This window comes from Methylocapsa polymorpha, assembly GCF_045689225.1.
Taxonomy (GTDB): domain Bacteria; phylum Pseudomonadota; class Alphaproteobacteria; order Rhizobiales; family Beijerinckiaceae; genus Methylocapsa; species Methylocapsa polymorpha.
Genome location: NZ_CP136862.1, coordinates 2018838 through 2041235 on the forward strand (window position 1 = coordinate 2018838; position 22398 = coordinate 2041235).

Consider the following 22398-nt stretch of genomic DNA (forward strand, 5'->3'; position numbering starts at 1 on the left):
GGCGGGGCGAAACTCTTCAAATGATGAAGGAAGCAGACATGGCTGATCGTGGCGCAGGGCAAAGAACTTGGTCGCTCAGTCCCTATCAGGTCGATGTCAGCTTCAAGAGCGCTCCCAAATCGGAGGAGGCGGCGAATTGGTTCGGACCGCTGACGCCGATAACGCCGCTTGCGCCGCCGGAAGTCGCCGGACGACAATGGGACTTTCCCGCCGGCTATAATCTCTCAACCATTTCGCGTCCCTATGAGCCCGTAACGTTCGCAACGCTGCGCGGGCTCGCGGACGGCTATGATCTCCTACGCCTCGTCATAGAAACGCGTAAGGATCAGGCTGCGCGACTATCGTGGAACATTAACTCGCGCAACAAGACCGCGCGCTCGCCGCTCGACGTGGAGCGCACCGCCACGGCGAAATCGTTCTTTGCGCGGCCGGACGGCATTCATGGATTTGCCGATTGGCTGCGGCTTCTTCTCGAGGAAGTTTTTGTGACCGACGCGCCGGCGCTCTATATGAGCCGAGATCGCGGCGGCCGACTCAAGGCGCTGATGCCGCTCGACGGCGCCACGATCAAACCAGTGATCGACGCCTGGGGCCGCAGCCCGCAACCTTATATGGATGGCGACAGGCTCGCCTATCCGGCGGCCTACCAACAGATCTTGAAGGGCTATCCGGCCATCGACTATTCGGTGCGCGATCTAATTTATCGGCCGCGCAATCTGCGCGTGAACCGCGTCTACGGGATGAGCCCCGTCGAGCAGATCATCACGACGGTGAATATCGCACTGCGCCGGCAGATGTACCTTCTCGATTATTTCACCGAAGGCAATATTCCGGACAGTCTGATCGGCGTGCCGGAAAACTGGACGCCGGACCAGATCGCCTCCTATCAGAAATATTGGGACGCTTATTTTGACGGCGATCTGACCCGGCGCCGGCGGGCAAAATTCGTTCCCGGCGGAGTAGCGAAAACCTTCATTCAGACCAAGGAGCCCGAGCTGAAGGGGCCGTTCGACGAATGGCTCGCGCGCATTGTCTGCTTCGCTTTTTCAATCTCGCCTCAGGCGCTCACGCAAACCATGAACCGCGCGACCGCCGAGACGCAGAAGGATCTCGCGGAGGAAGAGGGCCTCGCCCCGATCCTGGCTTGGGCCAAATCGCTAGTTGACGACATTCTTGCGAGCGAACTTGACGCCCCTGATCTCGAATTCGTCTGGAGCCCAGGCCAGCAAACCGATCCGCTCGCGCAGGAGACGATCCTTTCAAGCTATGCGTCGAAAGGCATTCTAACAATCAACGAGGCCCGGGCGGTGCTCGGCCGCGAGCCTGTCGCCGACGCGTCCGCCAATAGGCCCATGACGCTGACCGCCAGTGGATATGTGGCGCTGCCGGAATAGCTCCGCATGACCTGTTGAACATTGCGATGGCTTGAGATGTTGCGTGGCGTGGGTTGCGAGCTTCGCTTGCCTCTTCGATACGGGCTACGACCGTTTGCGTTACCGCCGCGCGGCGCCGCAGGAACCGGGTAAGTTTTCACCTACTCTTCAGATCCATTCAATAAGCAAGGAGCACGCATGTCGGCGCTGCGTATGTTCATTCCAATCACCAAGGTCGACGCGGCGCAGCGCCTCGTCTATGGCCTCGCCACCGCAGAGATCGAAGATCGGGCCGGCGAAATTTGCGATTACGACTCGACAAAACCACTCTATGAAAAATGGTCCCAGGAAATCGCCAAATCAACGCGCGGCAAGTCGCTTGGCAATCTGCGCGCTATGCACGGGCCTATCGCAGCCGGCAAGGTAACCGCCATCAATTTCAACGACGCCGACAAACAGATTGAAATTTGCGCCAAGGTCGTCGATGACGCCGAATGGGAAAAAGTCGCGGAGGGCGTCTACACAGGCTTTTCGCAAGGCGGCGCCTACGCGAGACGGTGGACCGATACGGATGGCCTCACGCGCTACACGGCGGCGCCCACCGAAATCTCGCTCGTTGATTTGCCATGCCTGCCGCAAGCCTGTTTCGAAATGATCAAGGTCGATGGGACGCGCGAATGGCGCCGCTTTGGCAAAGGGCTTGATAATGTGGCAAGATTGGCAAACCTGATCCAGGAGTTGAATCAGCTGCAGAGTGACGTCACGCTCGAGGAGAAGACCGAGCGGGACGATTCGAAACTGCCTGGCAAATTGCGTGATCTCGTGGACCGCGCGTCGGCCATTTTGCGCGCCATGACGGCCGAAGAGACATTCGAGCTGACACAAACCGAAAATGCGCTGCAACAGCAGATGGCAATGTCTGTGGCGCCAAAATTTACAGCCTCTCCCAAGGCCGCGTCTCTCGGCAAAGTCGGCGCCCGCAACAGTGCGGAAGATCAAACCCGTATTCAGAGCCTGCATGATACTTCAGTTGAGCTTGGCGCCGCATGCGGCGCGCAGAAAAACACACCAGGCGGGTTGGAGAAGCGCTTCGATGCGCTCGCCGCGACCCTCGCCGACGTATTGCAGCGCGTGAAGCGCATCGAGGAGCAGCCAATGCCTTTGCCATTCGCAGGCAGGCCGCGGACGATCGGAAAACATGAGGACGCAGGGGACCCTCACTCCGCCGATACAGTAGAAAAGCTTCTCTCCGACCCGGAAGCGCTCTCCGTTCTCGCCATCAAATTGGCTCAACGCAATGGCCGCGCATCGATGCGATGAGCCCAGCGCGCTTAACATAAGACCGTAGCGCGACCTACAAGAAAAAACTTCGAAACCGTCTTGCCACACTCAAGGTCAGCGACGACCTTCACGCGCCTTTCTAGATCGGCGCGCCTCCCTGCTGCGGAGGCATTGGGCTGAGGGCGGCTCGACAAATCCTTTCTTCAAATGTCTCTGCTGCCAGGAGCAAGCTATGACAATGCAAACCGACGTTCAGGACGTATTGGACCGGCTTAAGACCGCGCAGCAAAGGCCGCTCGGCGATCCTCGCTTTAAAAGCCTGCTGGGGCTCGAAAAGAGCACTTATTCGGAAAGCGCGAGCGCCACTTCCGGGCTTACCTTCTATGATCTCGAGCTCGGCGCGAAATTCATCTATCCGGTTCTGACGCCGCTGCGCAACACGATCCCGCGCGTTTCGGGCAAGGGCGGCATTCAGGCGGCGTGGCGCGCGATCACCGCAATCAACACCAATGGCCTGCGTTTTGGCGTGTCCTCGGCGAATCGCGGCGGCGTGCTCGCGGTTGCGACGCAGGATTATACCGCGACCTACAAAGGCATCGGTGTGGAGACAAGCGTCGATTTCGAAGCGCAATATGCCGGCCAAGGCTTCGATGACGTTCGCGCGATCGCAGCCAAAACCGGTCTCGAAGCGCTTATGCTCGGCGAAGAGGCGATGATTCTCGGCGGCTGCGCTTCGTCATCGCTCGGTTTGACGCCCACGCCCACCCTTACCGCCTTGACGACAGGGGGCTCGCTTGCCGCGCAGACCTGGTCTGTCATTTGCGCAGCGCTGACTCTTGATGGACTAATGAATGGTTCGATCGCCGGCGGCGTGCAGGGTCAGATCAGCCGCACGAACGCAGATGGATCCTCCGACACGTTCGGCGGTGGCGTTGCGATGAAGAGCGCGAATGCGACCGTTGCGACGACCGGCGCAACCGGATCGATCAGCGCGACTGTCGCCTCTGTTCGCGGCGCCTTAGGCTATGCTTGGTTCTGGGGGGCAGCCGGCGCCGAAACGCTCGGCGCCATCACGACGATCAATTCCGTCGTCATCGCCGCCTCGGCAACGGGCGCGCAAACTGCAGCCTCGCTCGGCGTCAATGACAACTCCAGCAACGTCCTCGCCTTCGACGGACTCATTTATCAAGCCGTCAAACCAGGCTCCGGCTCGTATATTTACACAATGGCTCCCGGAACCGCGGGGACCGGCACGCCGCTGACGTCGGACAGCGCGGGCGGGATCATCGAGATCGACGCCGTCTTGAAATATATGTGGGACAATTATCGTCTCTCGCCTGATACAATGTGGGTGAATTCGCAAGAGGCCCTGAATATCTCGAGGAAGATCTTGTCGGGCTCCCAGACTGCCGCGCAGCGCTTCGTATTTGAGACGGCGCAGGATCTGGTCGGCGGCGGAATCATGGTGCGCACCTATCTGAACCGTTTCTCGATGCAGGGCGGCAGCGTGATCGACATCAAGGTGCACCCGAATATGCCGGCAGGCTCCATTCTTATGACAACCAGGACGCTGCCTTATCCACTCGCTGGCGTCGGCAATGTTATGCAGATCCGGACGCGGCAGGATTATTACCAAATCGAGTGGCCGCTTCGCACTCGGAGATATGAATATGGAGTTTACGCGGATGAAGTGCTGCAGAGCTACTTCCCACCGTCGATGGCCCTGATTACGAACATTGGCAACGGCTGATCGACCACGGGTTTCTGGACGTATTGGTTGATTCGCGGCACGGACGCCTGGGCGCTATGCAAGACGAAAATATTGCAAAACGTTCAGGCGTATTTTGTTTGACCTCTTGCGCATCAGATGCGGCGTCGAGCAAGGACAATCGCTATGAAATTACGCGTTCCGAATGGCTGCGGCGCCGTCTCGCACAACGGCAAGCTGTTGGAGATCGCTGAAGATGGGTCAATCCATGTCGATGACGATGATTGGGTGTTCCTCTCGAGCCACGGTTTTAGGCCCTGGAAAGACGAGCATGCCGGTCTGGAGATCGCCGCTATGACGCGGGAGGGGCTCGTTATGCGGGTCATGAGCACAAACTTGAAGACGTTGCAGGGGATCGGCACGGAGGATATGCGCGCAAGGCTTCCTGCAGCTGATGACGGCGCCGGGCCTTCTGAAGTTGAGAAAGTCACGACGTCTCAGGCGTCTTCCAATATCGATGGCAAAGCCATTTCGGCGTTTAATCGTCATGAGCTTTTTGCTTTCCTCAGAGCGAAGGGCGTCTCGGTGTCATTGCCTATAACAAATGACGAATTGCGGGCGATGGCGCGACGCTCGCTCGACTGAACCTTCGTCGGCGCCAGCCATCCGCTTGTCATCGCCATCTCACGGCGGATGTCGGCAAGTCGAAGCGCAAGTCCCGCCCTATGGGCCTGACGGTTGAGGCACGGTCAGTGCTCAGATTTCAACGGCTCTGCACGCCAGTCGACCGCGTCGAAAGGAATCTTAAAGCATGGCCTCTCCTTTTGATCTCGTGAGCTTGGTCGATCTCAAGGCTTGGCTCGACGTCGCAGGAACCGGTGACGACGTTCTTCTCACGGAGCTGATCACGCAAATCAGCAGGGCGATCCTAAATGTCCTCGATCGGCCCTCGATCCTGCCAGGCGCCTACACGGAAACGCTCGATGGCGCCAATAATACGGCAATCACACTTCGACAATGGCCGGTCAACACGATCCTGGCATGCAGCGTAAACGGCGCGCTGCTTCCGCCTTCGCCTTCGCTAAAGGCCGGATCGGGATTTCATATGGGCTATGTTCTCGAGCCTCCTGATGTCGCGCCACCCGGATGTATGCAGAGACTCTCGCTACGGCGCCGACTTTTTACGCGCGGCGTTCAGAACGTTGAGATCTCCTATTCAGCAGGTTATCAAATCAACGGCGAGAACGCCCTTGTGCCAGCAAATGCGCCTTACATCGTTGCTGCGCTTGCGCCGTATGGCGATTGGAGGAGCGACGGCGGCGTTGCATACGGTAATGGCGTCTCGCTAGCGCCAGTTACAGCTAATCCAACAATTGGCCAATACGCTGTGGCGAGCGGCGTGTATACATTTGCTTCAGCTGACGCAGGCGCGACAGTTAAACTCACCTATGGTTATGTTCCCGCCGATCTTGCGGTCTGTTGCATCGATTGGGCAGCTGAACGCTACGCGTACCGCTCGCGCATCGGTCAGCAGTCCAAGTCGCTTGGCGGCCAGGAGACAATGGCTTTCATCGTCAAGGACACTCCCGATTTCGTTGCTAGCCTTCTACAGCCGTATCGACGCGTCGTGACGCCATGATTGATTTCGAATTCGATGCATCTGCGGTACATGATGCGCTCCGGGATCAGGCTGACGCGCTTCGCAATGCGGTCGAAGCTCGAATCCGGCAAAAGCTTTCTGGCGAAGTCTTACAGACGCGCTCCGGCGCGCTTGCCGACTCTATTTCCTCCTCCATCGATGATGATGGGTCGGCGGTCGCCATCTCCACGTCTAGCGCTGGCGTGCCCTATGCCGCCATTCAGGAATTCGGCGGCAAGACGGCTGCCCATGACATTGTCGCGGTGAAGGCGAAGGCATTGGTGTTTAGCGCAGGCGGCGGCGAGGTCTTCGCCAGGAGCGTACGCCATCCTGGCTCCACGATCCCGGCGCGATCTTATCTTGTCAGCACGCTTTCGGAGATGTGTGGAGAGATAGAGTCCGCGTGGAAACAGGCGGTGCTGGAGTCCTTGCGACATGGCTGACGCGAGCCAGGCAAAGTGGTTTATCGCACTTTCACGTGCGCCTTCAAACAAGCTTGTAGCGAGGAGGCCCCATGGCCGCGAGTACGCGGGAAACGGCAATTGACGCGCTCATCGGGGTTATCGGCGGCGCCTATGCTTGGAAGCTTGGGCCGACGCGACGTCTCAAGCTCTGGAGCGACGTGCCGGCGGCAAGCCGGCCGGCTTGCTTCCTTTTTGAAGGTGGCCAGGAAGCCTATTCCTGGACTGAGCGCGCTGTGCCGAAACGGATTATTGAGGTCAAGCTTTTCATCTATCTCAACGCAAAGGACACCGCCATTGTTGGCGCCGCACTCCTGAATGACGTCATGGACGCGCTTGACTCTGCCTTCGCGCTTTCCGGCGCGGACACAGTCACGGGCCGAAACACACTCGGCGGCGCGGCCTACCATTGCCGAGTTGACGGCAAAATCTTGAAAGATCCCGGCGATCTGGACGGCGACGCTGTTTTGATCGCCCCGGTGAAGATCACCCTCCCATAGAAAGGGCGCCGAATGTCCGAGTCTGAAATCACCTTGGAGGCCGAGCGTCTAAAGGCGCTTATCGATCAATGGCGTTTCGAGGTCTTCCACGGCTCCATCGTGGCGCGCGATGTCGAGGTCTGGAACTTCGTTCGTAGCGCTGCCGAAGATTTGAAGCAGCGCCTGATTGTTGAGCTGTCGCCGCGGACGCCATAGCCCTTACGCTGGTGCTATGCTCGCCGTCCGGCGTCCTTCTCTCTTGCTGGCAAGATCGTGTCGCGCTTGGACGCGTCCGCTCGCTGATTGCCGTGACGTAGTCCAACCGAGCTTTAGGGCGAGATATCGCTCCCGCTCTTCGAGCCCCGGGGACCGCGCGGATTTTGCGAGTAATTGCAATAGGTCACAGCGTAGGTCGTAGGAAAGAGGTTCTCCATGTATAGTTTCGGCTCGGGCGTATTGCTCGGAACCCGCACGGACATTGCAAACGCCACACCCGTCAACTTTGGCTTGGTGCAAGAGGTTACGATCGAGGAGACTGCTACGATCAAAGAGTTGTACGGGCAGTATCAACGACCGCTCGCCGCAGCCCGCGGCACAATCAAGACGACCGGAAAAGCCAAGGTGGCGCGGATCTCTGGGCTGGCTTTCGCCAATCTCTTCTACGGCGTCGCTCCATCGGCCGGCCAGATCGCCACGTCATTCGCCGAAGCTGGGGCGGTTGCAGCGGCTACGCCCTTCACAATGACGGTCGCCAATGCGACGACCTTCGTTGACGACGATGGCGTTCTCTACGCGGCAACTGGCTTGCCGTTGACGAAGGTCGCCTCGAGTCCCGCGGCAGGGCAGTATTCCATCGCATCCGGGGTCTATACGTTCAACTCGGCCGATGCGGGCAAAGCCGTGTTGACAAGCTACACTTACACAGTCAGTGGCTCCGGGCAGAAATTCACGGTAGCCAATCAACTTTTGGGAACAACGCCGACTTTTCAAGCAGTGTTCTACACATCCTTTCAAGGCCAGGCCGTCTCACTGAAGCTCAACAATTGTGCGTCGACCAAATTGAGCTTTCAAACCAAGCTTGAGGATTATGTCATGCCAGAGTTTGATTTCTTGTGCCTCGCCGATGCTGCAGGCAATGTGATGACTTGGTCTTTCGCGGAGGCCTCGTAACATGCGGCCCCGGTACGAGATGCTTCGACTTGGCGAGCGAGAATGGCTGGTGCGGCCCTTGACGCTGCGCCAAGTGCAGGAGATTGAGCCGATCTTGATGGCGGGCGACCGTGACTCGAAAGGTAGCGTCGCTGCGGCGGTCGGCATCGTGGAGATCGCGCTGCGACGTGATCACGCCGAGGCTGCGGACTCGCTTGCAGACATCGAGGCGACAGCGCCGGAAATCGCCGCCGCCATGGCGACGGTTCTACGCCTAGGCGGTTTCATTGAAGTGTGCTCTGAGGACGGAGCCGTGCGAGGAGACATCCATCTGGGGGAAGCCGGAGCGGGCGCGCCGAACGCAAAACATCCGCCCGCATCGATTTCGGCTTTGTCTACGCAAGACTGATGACTGCCTGTGGCTATACGCCGGCCGAGATCGATGAAATGACGCTGCACGACGTGCGTGGGCTTCTTTCCTATTGGCGAGACTATCCGCCCGCGCACGAGATTTTGAAATTGGTCTACCGAATCGAGCCAAAGGCCAAGCCGGCCATTGCCCGAAGCGGCGGCGATCCGAGCGGGATCGGCACCCTCATTGCGCAGTTTCCCGATGGTTTTGTGAAGGCTCGGGAAGGGGGGTGAAGGTTGAGTCTTCTTTTGTCGCGACGACTAGAGCGTCGTGTGCGTCACAACCGACCACGCCAGGTAGAGGCAGGGTTCCTCCGCATCGTCAAACGCAACCCTTTTGACTTTCATGATTTTCTACTCGGGCGCAGTCATATCCAAATCAAGGACCATCGCGCATGACCGATGACGTCACCATAAAATTTATTGCTGATGTCTCCGACTTGCAAAAGGGAATGCAGCAGGCGACAAGCGCGGTGGAGACGACAACTGGTTCTTTGCGGAACGGCGCGGCGCAAATCAGTACATCCTTTTCTTCGCTGTCGGAGGCATATGCAGGAAACGCGGCGCAGAAGGTGGCGATAGAACAGACGGCTGGGGACGCCGTATTGGCGAGCGCTCGGCGCGTCCAGCAAGAGCAATATGCCGCGGCGCTGGAGGGCGCGACGCAGCAATCTGCGCTTATCAAGGAGCAGGCGCAGCTCGAGAGCACCGTCAACGACGAAGTGGGCGCCAATTATCGTCGCAGTTTTGAGCAAATAGGTTCGAGCATCTCAAGCGCCGTCATGAGCATGATCCGCGGGCACGAGACGCTTGGAAGGGAGGCGCAAAAGGCCGCTCTGTCGATCGTTCAGTCCTTTGTCCAAGCCAGAGTGAAAATGGCGGCGGATTGGGCGGCCGGATTGGCGACGCAGATCGCGCAAACGACGACGAGCGAGGCGGCAAAAACGGAGGCGGTTGCGGCGGGAACCACCGCGCGAACCAGCCTCGCAGCGACGGCGTCAGCAGCCTCTGCGGCCGAGACGCTGGGCGCAGTCTTCAAGAGCATCAGCGCATCGGCGGCAGAAACCTTCGCGGGCATTTTCGGGTTTCTGTCGCCAGTCATGGGCCCCGCCGCCGCCGGTCCCGCGGCGGCGGGCGAAGCTGCCGTCATGGGTGCGGCGTCAGGTCTCGCGTCCTTCGCGGTCGGGGCCTGGAGCTTGCCAAGTGACATGATCGCGCAGGTGCATCAGGGCGAAATGATAGTGCCCGCCGGCCCGGCGGCTGCATTCCGTAGCATGATAGAGGGCAACAGCGGCGTCGCCGGCGCGGTGCATGTTCATCATGCAACAAACTTCAATGTCCAAGCGATTGACGCCGCCGGCGTGAAGCAGTTCTTCAAGGATCACGGCAAGACGGTCTTACGCTCGATCAATGAAAGCGTTCGAACCGGCTCGCACCTCGGTCTGTCGAAGCTCGGCTCGGCTTGACGAATGGCCTATATCCTCGGCGTCAATCTTCTCCCATCGACTGGAGAATTTACCTACGACTCTGTGGCCTACCAAGGTCAACGCATAACAGAGCCCGCAATGTTGGCGATCAACGCCTATGCCGGCCAACCGTTGAATAGGACAGATTTTGACCTCGCCATCGATCAGCTCGAATCGGCCTTTCCAGCTTGCGTGACGGTCGCCGTCGTCGTCTCTTGGTTTGGCAATTCGACGGATGCTTCGAAATGCCAGATTTATCCTTCGACGACTTATATCGGCGGATCGTTCCAGAAATGGAGCGGGACCGCTTGGATTTCGGATATGTGGAGATGCTCGAGCTTGACGCAAGCCTCGCCCGGCCTCGTTCCGATCTCATCGAGCGGCCGGTCGTTCAATTATGGCGGCACCCCGTCCGACCAATCAATCGTCCGGTGCATCCAGGATTTGAAGGCGCGCGGGTTGCGGGTCGTCTTCTATCCATTCATTTTGATGGATGCGACGGGCTTTCCTTGGCGCGGACGCATTACCTATGCGCCAGACATTTCGGCCGATGCGACCAGCGCCGTCAATGCGTTCCTCGGGTCTGCAGCAGCTTTGCAGTTCACGCGCGATGCGACGAACCTGACAGTCTCATATGCGGGGTCGTTGACCGATTTCACCTACCGTCGCATGATTCTGCATTATGCTAATCTTTGCGTGATCGCGGGCGGCGTCGATCTGTTTTTGCTGGGATCGGAGCTTCGTGGTCTCGAAGCAATTCGCGGTCCCGCTTGGACCAAGACGGGCGCCACCGACAGCGCCGGCAATGCTATTTGGGACTATCCATTCGTCCAGGGCCTCATTCAACTTTCTGACGACGTGCGCGAGATTTTTGACGCGGCCTCGTTGAACAAGGACACGGGGGGCCTTCATAATCTCATCAGCTATGCGGCGGACTGGTCCGCATGGATGGGTTGCCAGCACCCGGGTGAGAATGGCCAATGGCCGCATCTCGATCAGCTCTACGCGCATTCGAATGTCGATCTCGTCTGCTTCGACAATTACCTGCCGCTATCGGATTGGACCACGGGAACGGGCGGCGTTGATGTCCTCAATTGGTCAGACGCTAAACCATCCTCTTGGCCTCCTTCGACAGTTGCGATGAACGGCCTGGGGCTGACCGGGACGCCTACGATCTACAGCAAGGACTATCTCAAGGCGAATATCGAAGGCGGCGAGAAGTTCAATTGGTTCTACAGAGATTCGAACAATCTCGGCCGCGGCCTCGATCCGAACGGCTCCGATCTGATGGTCTCGTTGCCAGAAGGCGACCGTCTCGCGCAAAACCGTCAGCCTTATTACGCCAATCAGCAATTGCTTGCGAACAAGCAGCTGCGTTGGTGGTGGAACAATTCTCACCAGGCTGTTTATGATGACGGCGACGGCGGGGGGTGGCAGCCGCATGGTCTGACCACGGAATGGATCGCGGAGTCGAAGCCGGTCACCTTTACGGAATATGGATTCCCGAGCTGCGATCGATGTGCAAACCAGCCGAACGTCTTCTTCAGCGCTAAATCGAGCGAGAGCGCGACGCCGTTCTGGTCGGTCTGGGATCCAGCCGACGGCGGCGTGTATTTGCCGCGGCGCGACCAATCGCTCGCCTCTCTCGCCTTGCAGGCAATCTATGAATATTGGGTTACAGACGGCAATAACCAAATCTCCAGCGCCGGCGTGAAGATGATCGAGCCGACATTCATGTCGGTCTGGAATTGGGACGCGCGGCCCTTCCCGGTTTTTCCCATAATGGAGAATGTTTGGAGCGACGCCGGCAATTGGCCAGCAGGGAATTGGCTCTCGGGTAAAGGGCCATTCATTGCGCCGCCGATCGCCGATCCTCCGCCGCCGGGGGGAGCGTATCCAGCCTTCCCGGCGCTTGCCGGACGGGGATGGAGCGTCCATTACAAGCCACAATTCTCAACCGGCTCGGTTGAACATGCTTCAGGACGACAGAGCCGTTTCGCGCGGATGTCTGCGCCAATCTTCCAGATCGCCATCGCCTTCGATCTCTTACGGATGGATGAGCCATATACGGAGCTGCAGGCCTTGATCGGATTCGTCGAGGGAAGACTCGGACAGAGCTCGCCATTTACCTTCCCAGCGCCTGTAGAACTCGGACTCGGGTCGCCTTTCCTCTGCCGATTCGCGGACGATCAGGAAGATTTGGAGCAATTCATGACTCGGCTTTGGCAGGCGCAATCAGTTACGCTGCGCACCGTGAAAGGCGAATAATGCCCACTCTACCGTCATTTCCTGTGCTGCCAGGCCAAGCCTGGTCCGTCCACAAGCGCCCGTCTTATTCAACACGCGTAGCTTCACATGTTTCGGGTCGCGAGGCGCGAACGCCGTTCTATTCTTATCCGCTCTACGAATTCGAGCTGACCTTCGACGCTCTCATCTCAAATGCCGCCTTCCCAAACCTCGGCTCAAACTCTTTGCAGAGTCTGATGGGGCTTTATCTCCAATGCCAAGGCCAGTACGGGACGTTCCTCTATACCGACCCGACGGATAATTCGGCTTCCGGTCAGCTTTTCGCAACTGGCGACGGAGCAACGACCACCTTCACGGTTATGCGGACGCTTGGCGGCTCGACTGAGCCCGTATCCTGGGTCACGGCCGTATCGAATATCTATCTCAACGGCGTTGTTCAAACATCAGGATGGGCGTTGACGCCGCCTAACACGCTCACATTCACAACGCCGCCGGGCTTCGGCGCGGCGATTGCCGGCGACTTCACTTTCGCCTTTCAATGCCGCTTCCTCGACGACCAGACCGACTTCGAGAACTTCACCTCCGGACTTTGGCAGGTCCAATCGCTGAAATTTAGATCGGTGAAGCCATGAGAGCCACATCGCCCACATTGATCACTTTTCTGAACGATTTGCGTGCGCATAATGACGCTACTGCGCTGGTCGCCGATTGCTACACCTTCACGCTGCGCACGGGGCTCATCCTCACCTATACCAATGCCGACGTCCCGATCACGCTCAACGGCTATGTCTACGCCGCGAACTCGATCCTGGTGGATGGCTTGAAGTTCAAATGCGAAGTTGGCCTCAATGTAGATCAACAGCAAATCACGCTTTCGGCGGGGTCAACCGACACGCTTGGCGGCATACCTTTTCTTCAAGCAATCCGCAACGGTGTTTTCGACGGCGCCGAGGTTCAACGTGAGCGGGCGTTTCTCACGTCATGGACGGGCGCGCCGGTCGGCAGTGTGATTCTATTCAAGGGCCGGGTCGGCACGGTCGATCACGTTGGCCGCACGACGGCGCAGATTACCGTCAATTCGGATCTCGTTCTGCTCGATCTTGACATGCCGCGAAATCTCTATTCGCCCACTTGCCAGCATGTGCTTTTCGATTCCGGCTGCGGCCTCGTCAAGAATGCGTTTGGCGCCTCTGGAGCCGTGGGGGCAGGATCCGCGGCCTCGGTGATCGAGTGGTCGAGCTCAGCTGCTGGCTATACGCAAGGCACAATAACCTTCACGTCGGGAGCAAATACCGGCGTCACGGCGACCATCAAAGAGGCCACGGCGAGCGCCTTGACTCTTGCCTATGCGCTCCCGATGGCGCCGGTGACCGGCGACACGTTCACCGCTTACCAGGGATGCGATCACACGCAAGCAACATGCACAACGAAATTCAACAACGTAGCGAATTTCCGAGGCTTCCCCTTTATCCCGCCGCCGACCTATGCGTATTGACCATGACGCAGGAGACCGATGGACGCCCGCGTGTCGTGGCGGAAGCCAAGACATGGGCTGGTACGCGATATCATTCCTGCGCCGACGTGAAAGGGGCGGGAGCCGATTGCGCAATGTTGCTCGTCCGCGCTTTCGTCGACAGCGGCCTGCTTGCGCCGTTCGATCCGCGCCCGTATCCAGAAGACTGGCATCTTCACCGGAGCGAAGAACGGTACTTGAGTTATGTCACGGATCGTTTCGTCGAAACCGAGAGGCCCCTTCCGGGCGATATTGCCGTCTTCCGCTACGGCCGCTGCTACAGCCATGGCGCGCTCGTGACTAAGGTCGATCCGCTGACGATTATTCATGCCTTTCAGCCTGCCGGCTGCGTCATTGAAGAGCCTTTGGCGGCCAACCTTGCGCTCGCCGATCCGAAACGACCGCGCCGTTTCTTCACCCTGTGGCCAAGGGCTTTCGAATGAGTTTCCTTCGAGGCAGCGGCGCAGCCAATGCGCAGCCAGCATATGTGCCGGAATATACCGGCTTGCGGATCCAGACCTCGACCAATGGGGTGCCGATTCCTATTCTTTACGGCGTCAATAAGATTTCGTTCAACCTTATTTGGCAAGGAGGGTTTTTCGCCAACCCCCAATATACGAAGACCAGTTCGGGAGGCAAGGGGGGCCATAGCAGCAGTCAGGTGTCTGGATACCAGTATTATACGGCCCTGATCCTTGGCCTCTGCGAAGGGCCAGTCACAACTGTTTCTCAAACCTGGGCTGGAACCTCTGTCGGAATTCCTGGCGACCTGAGCCTGTCCTTTTTCAGCGGAGCCACGCCTCAAACCCCGTGGTCATTTCTGAGCGCCTATTATTCGAGCCAATCGCTCCCCTATGGCGGACTGGCGTATCTTTCGGCGCCGCAATTCTATCTTGGAACAGATGCGACTCTCCCGTCGCTCACGTTCGAAGTCTATGGCTTCCTGTCATCCGCTACGACTTCAGCCGTCGTGAACGGCTATGACGCGGATCCCGCGCTCGTCATCCAAGACTTTCTCACGAGCTCGCAATACGGTGTCGGATTTCCGCCTGCCAGCATTGATACGACAACGCTTCTCGGCGCCTCCGGCGACTCGTCCTATCAAACCTACTGCCGAGCGGCTGGGCTCGCATTATCGCCCGCGATCGTCAATCAAGAAACCGCGAGCAGCATCGTGACGCGCTGGCTGCGATTGACCAACACGGCGGCGATCTGGTCCGGCGGCAAGCTCAAATTTCTGCCGTATGGAGATACGTCAATAACGGGGACGCTCCATGGGGGGGGATCGATTACTTTCAACTCGAACGTTTCGCCAATCTACAATTTGACCGATGACGATTTTGTTCATGACGATGATAATGACCCGGTACAAATCACGCGGTCAGATCCTGTCACCGCCAGGAACTGGCAGACGATGGAGATAGCGCAGCGGTCAGTTGCTTACAGTTCAGTTCCGATCGAAGCATGGGACCAGAACGCGATAGAGCTTTACGGGCGCCGCAAAGGATCGACGATTACGGCGCATGAGATCTGCGACCCGGCTGTTGCGCAAATCTCGCTGCAATTGATCCTTCAACGTGACCTCAACATCCGCAATGCCTACGCGTTCAAGCTGTCTTTCGAATACTGCCTGCTGGAGCCGATGGATATTGTCACGCTGACGGATGCCGGTCTTGGTCTGAATAGCTTCCCAGTGCGGATAACATCGATCGAGGAAGACGACGCGGGCCTTTTGAGCGTGACGGCGGAAGATTTTCTGATTGGCTCGGCGATGGCGGCGATCTATCAGGTTCCGATCAGCAACGGCGTTGGATACGATAGCGGGGTTGCCGCGGCCGCGGTCAATCCACCGATCATTTTCGAGCCGGGGCCTTCGCTGACAGACGAGACTTCGCAAGTGTGGATTGCGATCTCGGGCGGCAACGCTGGCGTAGCCGATCCGAATTGGGGCGGCGCGATCGTCAATATCTCGCTCGACAACGCAACCTATGGCCAGATCGGGACAGCCAAGGCGCCGACGCGGCAAGGAGTGCTTACCGCGACCCTTGCCGCGCCTTTCGGCGGCAACCCTGACACGACGAACACGCTCGCAGTGAGTCTCGCAGAAAGCGGGGGCGCGCTGGCATCCGTGTCGAATCTCGACGCGCACAGTGGGGTGACGCTTTCGATTGTCGATCAGGAGCTCTTGGCCTATGCAGCGGCGACCCTGACCGGTTCGAACGCTTATAATCTGACCTATCTCGAGCGCGGGCTCTATGGCACGACAGCGGCGGCGCATTCAGCCGGCGCGCCCTTCGCGCGGCTTGATGACGCGATTTTCAAATATGATCTGCCGCCCGCATGCATTGGCGTAAAGCTCTATTTCAAGTTCCAAAGCTTCAACATTTGGGGCGAAGCCATCGAAAATATCTCGACTTGCGCGGTCTATACTTACACGCCGACGGGCGCTGGCTATGAAGGACCGGTCGCGTCCGCCTTGGCTGTGGGCTCAAGCCTCGATTATGGACTTGCGAGCGCCAGCATCAACGAGACCGATGATTTCGGTCTCGCATCCGACTCCTCCGTCACCATCATAGATCTTGGATTGGCATCGGCATGAGCATTCAGGTCAAACGCCGCCGTGACGCGGCGAGCTTTCTTTCGACATTTACAGGCGCGGCCGGAGAGCTCCTTGTCGATACTACAAACAGCCGCGTCCAAGTTCATGACGGATCGACGCCGGGCGGCTTCCCCGCGGCGAAGCTGAGCGAAGTCCCTTGCGCCCCGAGCCCGCACGCGGCGAACATCCAATTTGGCGTTCTTGAGGAGCTTGTGACCGTGTCCGGGGCTTCGGCCGTTTCGACGATTCAAATCCCTAATCGCGCGATCGTCTTCGCAGTTTCCGTGCGGGTCGTCGCAGCGGTCACGGGCGCGACTTCCTACAATGTCGATGCCACCACTACCTATAACGGAAGCGTGGGCGCAACCGGTGGTCAGTTCGGCGCGAATCTCGGGATCTCGGCCGGCTCGATCAATTCCGGAGTCGTGGGCCCGACGGCTTGGTACGCACCATCAACGATTACGCTCACCGCAAATGGTGGGGGTTTCACAGGCGGACAGGTGCGCGTCGCAATTCAATACGCGCTTTTTGGCGCCCCGACATCATAGGCCGAGCGCCGAACGCTGCGTCCTCCGGCCGCCATTTGGCGGCTTTTTCTTTGCTGGGGGTCAGACATGGCATCAACGACATTTCAGTCGCTTACGGAGGGGCAATGGAGCCTCCTCGGCGCCGGGCCGCTGCTGGTTCAGGCGAGATCGGCGCCCGCTTGGTACGTCATTTCCGATACGCCGCCAGCCGCGGGGACGATCGGCTTTAGCCTCGCAACCGATGAGAGAGATGAGCTTTGGACGGAGAGTCAAGTGTGGGCCTCGACGTCAGCGGCGAATGGCGGCGCAATCATGTTTAGCCCGATCGCCTGAAGAGGAGAGTCATTCGCAATGGCGGTAGCAACAAACGCTCAACCTCTCACGGGGGGAAATTGGGTGCTGCTCGGAGCAGGACCATTTCGTGTCGAGGCCCGGCCGTATCCGATCTGGCTCTGGTGGGGTGACGCAGCGCCAACTCAAGGACAGCCCGGGATCCTTATCGACGCCGGGCAGAAGGAGGATATTTGGACAACGACGCAGGTCTACGCCTCGACGCCCGTCCCAAGCGCCGCGATCATTTTCGCGCCCATCGTCAGCGCCAATAGCTCGTCGCCCATCAGCGCAATGGATTTCAGCGTCGCCACGAATTCTTCGCTTCTTGCCGCAATCGCCGCCTAAACCAAGGGGATAATCCATGGCATTACCGACTGTAAGCGTCACCCCTGGAGCGGGAGCGACGATAAACACTCTTCCGAATGCGCCGGCTGTAACGGCGAACAGCGTTTCGGTGGCGTTGGCGACGGACCAGGCGGCTGTGCCGGTTACCGCGTCAAGCCTGCCGTTGCCCAGCGGCGCGGCGCAAGACGGCGCGGACGGAACCGGGATTACGCCGCCGACCGGCGGTTCGGGCATTCGCGGCTGGCTCTCAGGCATTTATTCAAAGCTTTCCGGCACGATCGCAGTTTCGGGCACGTTCTGGCCGGCGACGCAGCCTGTTTCGCTCACTTCGCTGCCGGCCCTTATCGCGGGCTCCGCGTTGATCGGCAAAGTGGGCGTAGATCAGACCACGCCAGGGACAACGAACGGCGTCACCGAGGTTGGATCGTCGAATTGGGCGGTCACTCAGGTCTCTGTCGCAACCACCGCCACTTCGATTGTCGCTGCGCGGTCTGCACGTCAAGCGGTCGTCATTACAAATTTGGGCTCTACGCCGGTCTATCTAGGCGGCTCCGGCGTGACCACGAGCGCCGGCGCGCTTCTGCCAGGCGTCGTAGGCGCATCCAAAGCAATTCCGACGAGCGCCGCTATCTACGGCATCGTTGTAAGTGGCGCCCAATCGGTCAGCGTTGAGGAGCTTTACTAATGACTCCTAGCCTTGTTGTTCCTCCACAGTCGCTAACCCTCGCCATGCCACGCCGCCGGATAGCCTCGGTGCATGGCGGGTTTCAGAACCCCGATGTTTCGCAAAGCAATGGTGGAACTCAGGTCAGCGGGACAGACCGGTTTTCCTTTGTCTTGAACACAGACGTGACTAATCTCGAATTTGTCTTCGTCAACGCCTATTCAAGCAATGGCGGCCTGCTCAATCAGAATGGGAATGCGCTCGTGTTCCATGCGGCATTGGAGGTCGCCAATCAGCTCTATTCTATCCCGTTCAACTCCTCGACGGGCGCGACGATTTCTACAGCGACCGGCGCCAGGAGCGGGGTGGCTCTCGCCGACGGCGGCATTGCGCATTCTCTTCCATTCGGCGTCGGGGGTCTTAGCCTGACGGCTGGCTCAACCCAATATTACCGTGTTTACAAGACCGTTTCCTCCGGCCAGAAATGGCCTTACATCAACGAGAATTCGTTCTATGGATGGGGCGGAGTGAACACCACGGATTTCGTGTACGGCTCGACGGTCGTCAACGGATCAGATCAGACTACATCCTACGGCGCCCAATCTTGGGGAGCTTTCGCCAGCACCTCCTACGCATGGTCGGCGCTTGCGATCATCGGAGAGCAGATCACTCCCGCGCCTGTAGTTGGAATCTTCGGCGACAGCATTGCGGCAGGGAACGGCTCGACGCGCGGGCTCGGCTATATCGGTCAGGCCTGCCTCAACGCGGGCGTCGCATTCCACAATAACGGCATGGCGGGCGCGAGCCTGACCAATATGATCAAATACGAGCCGGTACGGCCCTATCTTGCGCGTTTCGTAGATTACGCCATACTTCATATGTTGACGAACGATTTGAGCACAGCAAGCATAACAACGCTAGCGCAAGCTCAAGTGCTGCTCCTCCAATGGGTCAAGGCCTATGGCCACAAGACTAATCGAGTCGCCATTTGCACCATCTTGCCGCGCACAACCTCGACGGACACTTGGGCGACGCAGACGAATCAAACCGTTTCATCTTGGGAATCTGTGCGCGTCCAGATCAACAATTGGCTCCGCGATCAGACCTCCACAGGCGCAGTCGCCTATTTGAACGCCAACCAAAACGTTACGACGGTCATCCAGACAATCGACGTCTGCCCGGCAATCGAAGTCAATTCCAGTGGTTCGACGCTATCTCTTAGCAGCAATGGCCAGCAAACCACCGGAACTGGCGGCTTTTGGAAAACCACGGGCGCGAGCAGCTACACGACGGATGGCATTCACCCGACCTCGACGGCTGTCACGGTGATGGCCACTTTGGTGCCGACCGCCAATTTCGCGCTGTTCTGAGCGAAGCAAGAACGTTTGCAAACGATAATCCGACGGCATCCGAAGGGATCGTCGGATTGGAAAGGATTTGCGTAGGATCGAGACCAGATTCCGCGCTTGATTGCGTCGGGTCAAGGCTCTCGGCTCGACGTGAGGGTCGGACCATGGCCGCCTTGTGGAGCGAGCGCTATCCTTCGAAATGAAAGTCGTATGCAAATCGTCAAAGGCTACTGGCGCCCGGCAAGCCTGCAAAGAAAGAGCTTTTCCGCAATGCAATCCAGCCGCCTCCGGGCGGCTTTCTTTTTGGAGGAGCGAGTTCTGTTTAAAGCCACATTCCTCTTGGTCCTCTCTGCGCTCATTTGGCTTGGCCTTGCGCTTAATTTGCGAGCGGAGACGTGCTGCGCCTCCTTTTATGGCTACGAGAGTGGTCGCATCACCGCCTCGGGAGAGCGGTTCCGGCCCGGCGGTCTGACTGCGGCACATCGAACGCTTCCGTTCGGTGCGCGGCTTCTTGTTTCGGCTAATCGCCGAAGCGTCACTGTGCGCGTGAACGATCGCGGCCCTTTTATTCGAGGCCGTTGCCTTGACCTCTCGCAGGGCGCCGCGTCGGCGCTCGGCCTGGCGAGAGCCGGCGTCGGCGTCGTGCGGATCACGCGCAGAGGATGAGGGGCTTATGAAAAAGGATCTGCTTCACGTTATCGGGGCGTACTACAATTTCCGCCGCTCCAAAACGCCGCGGCAATTGTTTCATGAATGGATCGACTATCAGCTCGATTCCGGCGTCTCGCTTACGATCGTCGAATTCGCTCTTGGCGAGCGGCCCTATGAGCTCAACCCGGATGATCCAAAGCTTGCGCATGCGCGGCTCTTGCAATTGCGCGGGCGCTCTCAGAACGAGCTTTGGATTCGCGACGCGCTGGTCAATTGGGGGATCGCCCATCTTCCTGATGACGCCAAATATGTTTGTTGGGACGATACAGACCTGCGCCATGCGCGTCCCGACTGGGCGGTCGAGACGGTGCATATGCTCCAGCATTATCGCGTTGGGCAAACCTGGTCGCATTCGGTTGATCTCGGGCCGCAGCATGAGATTGTTCCAAACGATTGGAATCACGAGACCGACCGCAGCTTTTGTTGGGCGTGGCTCCAGGGTGATGTCGAGGCGCCGAAAGAGGGCTACGCTGGAACGCTGCGCCATCAATCCCGCGCCCTGTTCAAGAACAAGAAGCAGACCGATTGGCGGGCGCATACCGGCTATTCCTGGGCTATTCGCCGCGACGCGTTGAACGGAATCGGCGGCTTGCTTGATTGGATGGTCACCGGCTCGTCCGACTGGCATATGGCCCTCGCCTTCGCCGGCTATTTGCAGAATTTCGATGAGCGGATGACGCCGGGCTACACGCGGCGCTTGAAGGAGTTCGTGCGGCTCTGCGACCTCTACATTCAGCAGGACATCGGCTGCGTGCCGGGCATGATTCAGCATCATTGGCACGGCAGAAAGAAGGACCGGCAATATCTGACGCGCTTCGACGTCCTGCTCGAGAGCAGTTTTGATCCTGATGTCGATCTTGTCCGCGACGTTCATGGCGTTCCATCGTTGACCGGCGACAATCGGTTGCTGCGCGATGGGCTGCGCCGGCTTATCGGGCAGATGCGGCCGGACTCGATCGATACCGAATAGGGCGAGCACGGCCGACTCGCGCAAAACAGCAGACTGACCGTCGGCCGCCTTTCAGGCGGCTTTTTTCATGGGGGTCCATCATGGCGAAAGATAATCGCGACGCCGTCATGGCGTTCATCTTCCAGCAGGAAGGCGGCTTCAGCGCCGACCCGAGCGATCCCGGCAATTGGACGGGCGGCGGCGTCGGCAGCGGCTTTCTTCGCGGAACAAATTTTGGAATTGCGGCAAATTCGCATCCGGGCCTCGACATCGCCAATCTGACCAAGGCCCAGGCCTCGGCGATCTACAAGACCGAATATTGGGATGCGATCGGCGGCGATGGATTGCGGCCTGGCGAAGATCTCGCGGTGATGGATCCGGCGGTGAATTCTGGGCCCGCGAAGGCGCTCTCATGGTGGCGCGCAGCAGGCGGGGGATCAGCCGACCCAGGCGCCGTTATCCAGGGGATTTGCGCATATCGGCTTTCATCCATGCACGCGCTCGGGTCCTGGTCGCGCTTTGGCGGAGCATGGGGTCGCCGTGTCGCTGCGTGCGAGGCGCTCGCTCTACAAATGTTGCACGGGGCCGCAGCCGGATCTGTCCTTCCGCAAAAAGCCAACGACGCCCGCGCTGCAACAAAGACGGCGGTTGTGAAGGGCGCTGCCGGGGGCGGGGTCGCAGGCGCCGGGGCGATCGCTCACGGCCCTAGCGGCGATCATACGTGGCTGATTCTTCTCGTCGGCGTCATCGTTGCGATGATGATTGTGGCGCTGCTCTTCAACGCCTGGCGCCAGAGCCAACGCGGCGACGCCCTTGAAGCGTCGCTGAAAGACTGGGCCGCGAAAAAGCAAGCGCTCGAGGCGGCTCAGAAGGCCGAGGCGGCTCAGAAGGCCGCTCTGCAGGCGCGGATTGACCTCGCCACAGCAGCCGAAGCGGCGCTGAAAGATCCGACGCCCCCGCCGGCGCCGGCCGCGCCGCCGGTTACGATTTCAAACCAGGAGCAAAAGTCATGACGCCCGATCTCATGGAGTCCGCGATCGCTATTTCCCTGTGGGCCGTTCTGGTTGGCGCATGGGTCGGCGCGCTGGATCGGCCCGTTCGCCTCCTGGAAACGGCGCGTTGGGCGGCGTCTTTCGGATTTCTTTCGGCCGCGCTTTTCGTGGTCAACGGCCTAGTTCTCTGCTGAGGAGTCTA

26 protein-coding genes are annotated in these 22398 nt (G+C 59.0%); all 26 read left to right on the top strand.

Annotated features, from left to right (window positions below; translation table 11 throughout):
• The first annotated feature begins 38 nt into the window (after nt 1–38).
• The 26 genes from RZS28_RS09275 to RZS28_RS09400 all read left to right on the top strand — a co-directional run bounded on the left by RZS28_RS09275 (nt 39) and on the right by RZS28_RS09400 (nt 22390).
• Nucleotides 39–1394, top strand: a complete 1356-nt coding sequence (locus RZS28_RS09275) for a phage portal protein (RefSeq protein WP_407337485.1) — start codon at nt 39–41, stop codon at nt 1392–1394.
• Nucleotides 1395–1571: 177 nt separating this feature from the next.
• Complete coding sequence (locus RZS28_RS09280) at nt 1572–2693, top strand: hypothetical protein (protein ID WP_407337486.1); 1122 nt, start codon at nt 1572–1574, stop codon at nt 2691–2693.
• 193 nt (nt 2694–2886) lie between these two features.
• Entirely contained in the window at nt 2887–4404 is a 1518-nt protein-coding gene (locus tag RZS28_RS09285) for a hypothetical protein (protein WP_407337487.1), read from the top strand.
• Nucleotides 4405–4548: 144 nt separating this feature from the next.
• Nucleotides 4549–5007 (top strand): hypothetical protein, encoded by a 459-nt coding sequence (locus tag RZS28_RS09290; protein WP_407337488.1) that lies wholly within the window; start codon nt 4549–4551, stop codon nt 5005–5007.
• A 166-nt stretch (nt 5008–5173) separates the two neighbouring features.
• Nucleotides 5174–6001 carry a hypothetical protein gene (locus RZS28_RS09295; protein ID WP_407337489.1) on the top strand — a complete coding sequence of 276 codons (828 nt, stop codon included), beginning with the start codon at nt 5174–5176 and terminating at the stop codon, nt 5999–6001.
• Nucleotides 5998–6444 carry a hypothetical protein gene (locus tag RZS28_RS09300; RefSeq protein WP_407337490.1) on the top strand — a complete coding sequence of 149 codons (447 nt, stop codon included), beginning with the start codon at nt 5998–6000 and terminating at the stop codon, nt 6442–6444. The genes RZS28_RS09295 and RZS28_RS09300 overlap by 4 nt, the downstream gene beginning before the upstream one ends.
• A 71-nt stretch (nt 6445–6515) precedes the next feature.
• On the top strand, nt 6516–6962 hold the full coding sequence (locus tag RZS28_RS09305) for a hypothetical protein (RefSeq protein WP_407337491.1): 447 nt from the start codon (nt 6516–6518) through the stop codon (nt 6960–6962).
• 12 nt (nt 6963–6974) lie between these two features.
• Entirely contained in the window at nt 6975–7157 is a 183-nt protein-coding gene (locus RZS28_RS09310; protein WP_407337492.1) for a hypothetical protein, read from the top strand.
• A gap of 216 nt (nt 7158–7373) precedes the next feature.
• Nucleotides 7374–8111 (top strand): hypothetical protein, encoded by a 738-nt coding sequence (locus RZS28_RS09315; RefSeq protein WP_407337493.1) that lies wholly within the window; start codon nt 7374–7376, stop codon nt 8109–8111.
• Nucleotide 8112: 1 nt separating this feature from the next.
• A complete protein-coding gene (locus RZS28_RS09320; protein WP_407337494.1) occupies nt 8113–8499 on the top strand; it encodes a hypothetical protein in 387 nt (128 codons plus the stop codon).
• Nucleotides 8499–8735: a hypothetical protein gene (locus RZS28_RS09325; RefSeq protein WP_407337495.1), complete on the top strand. Its 237-nt coding sequence runs from the start codon at nt 8499–8501 to the stop codon at nt 8733–8735. The genes RZS28_RS09320 and RZS28_RS09325 overlap by 1 nt, the downstream gene beginning before the upstream one ends.
• A 161-nt stretch (nt 8736–8896) precedes the next feature.
• Complete coding sequence (locus RZS28_RS09330) at nt 8897–9967, top strand: hypothetical protein (RefSeq protein ID WP_407337496.1); 1071 nt, start codon at nt 8897–8899, stop codon at nt 9965–9967.
• A gap of 3 nt (nt 9968–9970) precedes the next feature.
• Nucleotides 9971–12235 carry a glycoside hydrolase TIM-barrel-like domain-containing protein gene (locus RZS28_RS09335; RefSeq protein ID WP_407337497.1) on the top strand — a complete coding sequence of 755 codons (2265 nt, stop codon included), beginning with the start codon at nt 9971–9973 and terminating at the stop codon, nt 12233–12235.
• Nucleotides 12235–12846 (top strand): DUF2460 domain-containing protein, encoded by a 612-nt coding sequence (locus RZS28_RS09340; protein WP_407337498.1) that lies wholly within the window; start codon nt 12235–12237, stop codon nt 12844–12846. The genes RZS28_RS09335 and RZS28_RS09340 overlap by 1 nt, the downstream gene beginning before the upstream one ends.
• A complete protein-coding gene (locus RZS28_RS09345; RefSeq protein ID WP_407337499.1) occupies nt 12843–13709 on the top strand; it encodes a DUF2163 domain-containing protein in 867 nt (288 codons plus the stop codon). The genes RZS28_RS09340 and RZS28_RS09345 overlap by 4 nt, the downstream gene beginning before the upstream one ends.
• A gap of 2 nt (nt 13710–13711) precedes the next feature.
• Entirely contained in the window at nt 13712–14170 is a 459-nt protein-coding gene (locus RZS28_RS09350) for a hypothetical protein (protein WP_407337500.1), read from the top strand.
• Entirely contained in the window at nt 14167–16326 is a 2160-nt protein-coding gene (locus RZS28_RS09355) for a phage tail protein (RefSeq protein WP_407337501.1), read from the top strand. Before RZS28_RS09350 ends, RZS28_RS09355 begins: the two co-directional genes overlap by 4 nt.
• On the top strand, nt 16323–16874 hold the full coding sequence (locus RZS28_RS09360) for a hypothetical protein (protein ID WP_407337502.1): 552 nt from the start codon (nt 16323–16325) through the stop codon (nt 16872–16874). The genes RZS28_RS09355 and RZS28_RS09360 overlap by 4 nt, the downstream gene beginning before the upstream one ends.
• 66 nt (nt 16875–16940) lie before the next feature.
• Nucleotides 16941–17186, top strand: coding sequence for a hypothetical protein (locus tag RZS28_RS09365; protein WP_407337503.1), 246 nt, complete (start codon nt 16941–16943; stop codon nt 17184–17186).
• Nucleotides 17187–17204: 18 nt separating this feature from the next.
• Nucleotides 17205–17531, top strand: coding sequence for a hypothetical protein (locus tag RZS28_RS09370; protein ID WP_407337504.1), 327 nt, complete (start codon nt 17205–17207; stop codon nt 17529–17531).
• Nucleotides 17532–17547: 16 nt separating this feature from the next.
• Nucleotides 17548–18216, top strand: coding sequence for a hypothetical protein (locus tag RZS28_RS09375; protein WP_407337505.1), 669 nt, complete (start codon nt 17548–17550; stop codon nt 18214–18216).
• Nucleotides 18216–19565: an SGNH/GDSL hydrolase family protein gene (locus RZS28_RS09380; protein ID WP_407337506.1), complete on the top strand. Its 1350-nt coding sequence runs from the start codon at nt 18216–18218 to the stop codon at nt 19563–19565. Before RZS28_RS09375 ends, RZS28_RS09380 begins: the two co-directional genes overlap by 1 nt.
• A gap of 249 nt (nt 19566–19814) precedes the next feature.
• Nucleotides 19815–20210 (top strand): septal ring lytic transglycosylase RlpA family protein, encoded by a 396-nt coding sequence (locus tag RZS28_RS09385; protein ID WP_407337507.1) that lies wholly within the window; start codon nt 19815–19817, stop codon nt 20208–20210.
• A 7-nt stretch (nt 20211–20217) separates the two neighbouring features.
• Complete coding sequence (locus RZS28_RS09390; protein ID WP_407337508.1) at nt 20218–21225, top strand: hypothetical protein; 1008 nt, start codon at nt 20218–20220, stop codon at nt 21223–21225.
• 80 nt (nt 21226–21305) lie between these two features.
• A complete protein-coding gene (locus RZS28_RS09395; RefSeq protein WP_407337509.1) occupies nt 21306–22217 on the top strand; it encodes a glycosyl hydrolase 108 family protein in 912 nt (303 codons plus the stop codon).
• On the top strand, nt 22214–22390 hold the full coding sequence (locus RZS28_RS09400) for a hypothetical protein (protein WP_407337510.1): 177 nt from the start codon (nt 22214–22216) through the stop codon (nt 22388–22390). Before RZS28_RS09395 ends, RZS28_RS09400 begins: the two co-directional genes overlap by 4 nt.
• The last annotated feature ends 8 nt before the right edge of the window (nt 22391–22398 follow it).